The 3,058-nt window shown below is 41.5% G+C and carries 2 protein-coding genes and 1 pseudogene; all 3 read left to right on the forward strand.

From position 1 onward, the window contains the following. Positions 1 to 683 (forward strand): annotated as a pseudogene (locus LMF89_RS25070) (hypothetical protein); the annotation flags it as partial. Continuing rightward, positions 670 to 2,187, forward strand: a complete 1,518-nt coding sequence (locus tag LMF89_RS25075) for an AAA family ATPase (RefSeq protein WP_229537536.1) — start codon at positions 670 to 672, stop codon at positions 2,185 to 2,187. The pseudogene LMF89_RS25070 and the gene LMF89_RS25075, both read left to right, overlap by 14 nt. Before the next feature lie 12 nt (positions 2,188 to 2,199). Further along, positions 2,200 to 3,058 (forward strand): phage portal family protein (locus LMF89_RS25080; RefSeq protein ID WP_229537537.1); only part of this gene is annotated, 859 nt, incomplete at its 3' end.

Below are 3,058 nucleotides of genomic sequence, written 5' to 3' on the forward strand. Positions count from 1 at the left end.
AGCGAGGTCCACCGCTTGGCAGTAAAAATGCCAAAGGTCATGGAGCACCTAAAGGTAATAAAAATGGTCTTGGAAACCGCGGAGGTCCTGGCGGTATGCCAGGCAATAAAAATGCTGTAACCACTGGAGAGTATGAAACGATTTGGTTTGACTGTCTGACAGAGGAAGAACAACTGCTCTATGATAAAATTGACACCAGTACCTTGGCGCAAGTTGAGGCAGGTATTAAGTTCTTTACCTTTCGGGAACGTCGTATGATGGAGCGGATTCATAGTTTGATGGATGGCCTGAGTGAAAAAGAGCGTAAGGTATTGCAGGAGCTACAGATCCAGAAAAAGCCGATGGAAGTCTATAGTGAAAAAGATGGAACTAGTAAAGTACTGATGATTCCAGAAGCCAATATGGTAGTTACGGAAATCACCGAAACAGAATGTCGTACGATTGATGATATTCTCAAAGTTGAAGAAGCACTTACTCGAGTACAAGATAAAAAGACTAGAGCCATCGCGCTTAAACATAGCATTGAAGTAACTCGAAGCATTGAACTTGAAAAATTAAATTTAAGCAAAGCCAGATTGCTATTTGATATGGAAAAGGCTAAAGGGGAAAGTAAAGGCAATGAGCATGTGGACGCTCTGCGACAGAAGATGCAAGAGAGGAAGATGAAACATGGATCCTCTTAATCGTTTTCTGGAAGCGTTAGATCTGATTGGGAAAGATACGTTAGATCTCGTAGAGCTAGAAGGGATCAATCTAAAATCTGCACAGCAAAAGGTTGAGTCGATCGATTTTGAGGAGTTGATTGACCTTTATTATGATGATCCAATCGGATTTTCAGAGGATGTACTTAATTTTTATCCCGATGAAAAGCAAATAGAAATCATGATATCGGTCAGAGACAATAAAAGAACGACTGTCCGATCCGGGCAGGGGGTAGGTAAAACTGCAACTGTGGCCTGTATCATCATCTGGTATATGCTTTTTCGAGAAGGCGCGAAAGTGATTGCCACTGCACCAACTCGGCAACAGCTTAACATTGTTCTTTGGCCAGAGATTGCTAAGTGGCTATCAGGTACCTATGCTGATACATTTTTGACTCTCACCAAAACGATGTTGTATATGGTTGGATACGAGCTAGAATGGTTTGCTACTGCAAAGACCGCAACGAAGAAAGAAAATATGGCCGGTCTTCATGCCGATAATATGTTGATCATCGTGGATGAAGCCTCTGGTGTTTCGGATGAGATCTTAGAGACTCTTTTAGGTACTATTACCGGTGTAGACAATCGCATCTTATTTATCTCCAATCCTACTCGGAATAGTGGTATCTTTTATGAATCCCATCACAAAGATCGTGATCAATTTTGCTGTATCCACATCGATGCTGAGGAATGCGAGCGAACTGATAAAGAAAACATTGAGATGCTTAAGCGGAAGTATGGCGCTAATAGTAATGCCGTTAAAGTTCGAGTAAAAGGTGATTTCCCTGATCAGGAAGATGATGTTTTTATTCAGCTTTATTTGGTTATGCGTGGAGTAAACACCGATTATGACAATAGCCAAACCGTCGAATCCATAGACATTGCCTGTGACGTAGCCAGAGAAGGCGGAGATGAAACCGTCATAGGTGTAAAGATTAATTACAAGGTGCTGCCACTTGAGATTCGTCATGGACAGGATACCATGAAGACTGTAGGTGATATTATGCAGATTAGTAATAAGCTTCACGATCGATATCCTCACATAATTATTCCTGTTAAGATTGATGATACTGGTGTTGGGGGCGGGGTAACGGATCGGTTGCTAGAAATAAAAAAGCTAGAAGGTCTAGAATGGCTAAGAATAATCCCAGTGAAGTTCGGTATACCTATCCATCATAAGTATTATTATGATACGACTACGCTCATGGCTTCCATCGTTAAGGATCTGCTCAGTGAGTTTGATGAACAAGGCAATAAAAAGCCCAGTGATTTGATTTTACCTGACGATAACGAACTAATCGCTCAGCTAACTACCAGGAAGTATGGAATCTATGAAAGTAAAGGTAAGATCAAGCTGGAGAGTAAAAAAGAAATGAAGAAACGAGGACTTAAATCACCAGACAGAGCGGACTGTCTTTTTTTATTGTGCTTGCCGGTTACCGTGAAAGACGCAGCTACCAAGCGTGAGCGTAGGAATCGTTTCTAAGGAGGTGAGATCATGCAAAAAGTAAGGGCCAGAGTCATTACTGGCATTCAAAAGTCAGAAACACCAACTGCTAAAGATGCTGATGAAAAGAAGTACTCTATAGCAGATGTACTAGAACCGAAATATTCTATTTCACGTTTACTTGAAATGAAAGAAATGTCTACGATTCTTCCGCAATGTGTCGAGTCTTATAAGCAGAATATAGTCGGCTTTGGGCTGCAGCTAAAATATAAGAACGATGAAACTAAGGATAAGGAAACTTCTGAGATGATAGCTGAGTGGAACCGGGTGGAATCGGCTTTGAAGTACATGCACATGGAAAAGTCATTTATTGATATTCTAAAAGATGCCATAGACGATCGTGAGACTTGTGGTAATGGCTATATTGAAGTCATTCGTAACGGCAAGAAGGAAGTAGTCGAACTTGAAAAGATTGAGGATGCCTCCAGTATTCGTGTAACAAAAAGAGGTGCAGCTGTTGACGTTACCTACTATCGTGATGGACAGCAGTTCCAGCGTAAGAAGAAATTTAGGCGGTACGTACAGATTATCTACGGCAATAAAGTTGTTTGGTTTAAAGAGTTTGGTGATCCTCGAATTATGGATATGAGAAATGGCAATTTTGACGATAGTACACCAGTTGAATTTCAAGCCAATGAGATTTTACATCTTAAGATTGGTAATGGCGCCTATGGAGTACCTCGCTGGATCTCAGCGCTCATGGATATGTACGGCAGCCGGAATGCATCAGAGCTGAATTACCGATATTTCAAACAAGGTCGTCATTTGCCGGCTGCTATCCTTATCAAAAACGGCAGACTGACGGAAGATAGCGAGGCTGCGTTATCGGAGTATGCCTCATCGGTGGAGG

Source organism: Pelosinus baikalensis (assembly GCF_020819555.1).
Classification (GTDB): domain Bacteria; phylum Bacillota; class Negativicutes; order DSM-13327; family DSM-13327; genus Pelosinus; species Pelosinus baikalensis.